We start from the raw sequence: 491 nt of genomic DNA, 5'->3' as shown, positions 1-491 counted from the left end.
TAACAATGAAAGATTACATGCAGGATTAAATTATCAAACACCAACCTCTTATAAACTTATGAATTCTGTCTAAGTTTTTGTTGACATACCACAACAAACGTTTTCTCAAACTGCTCGTTAAACACTTCAAGTACCCACTTATTTATGAAGTTAAAATGTGAGATATCTCCTGCAATTATCATTACTTCTTTATTCTCAATATTACTTTTATCAATTAAATCTCTCACAAACTTCCGCACTCTTACTTTATACTTCTCTTGACTAGGATTCCATTTAACCCAATGATCAATATGTAAATCGTTTATATATGATATGTTCATTATTTTCCACCTCTTGAAATCTGTCTTAACTCATCAACAAACCTCATAGGCATGTTATGTATGTTTCCCATTCTTATCACCGGCACTGCACCCTTACTAAGGGAGCTCAATAAAAACACTATTTTCTAGGCTGCTAATTCCCTATATTCTATAGGGGATAAGTAGCCTAGT

Annotated in this window: 1 protein-coding gene; it reads right to left on the bottom strand. The window is 32.6% G+C overall.

Annotated elements, in window-relative coordinates:
• Positions 1–56 precede the first annotated feature (56 nt).
• Positions 57–320 (bottom strand): hypothetical protein, encoded by a 264-nt coding sequence (locus tag LQ693_RS13505; protein WP_107566224.1) that lies wholly within the window; start codon positions 318–320, stop codon positions 57–59.
• Positions 321–491: the final 171 nt, after the last annotated feature.

The sequence above is a fragment of the Mammaliicoccus sp. B-M6 genome (genome assembly GCF_022386965.1).
Lineage (GTDB): Bacteria > Bacillota > Bacilli > Staphylococcales > Staphylococcaceae > Mammaliicoccus > Mammaliicoccus sciuri_A.
The sequence above is the reverse complement of the archived record's forward strand: the minus strand, read 5'-3'. Positions and strand labels throughout refer to the sequence as shown.

Excerpts from the sequence above, each read along its gene's own strand:
- LQ693_RS13505 (WP_107566224.1), bottom strand. The coding sequence starts at position 320 with ATGAACATATCATATATAAACGATTTACATATTGATCATTGGGTTAAA.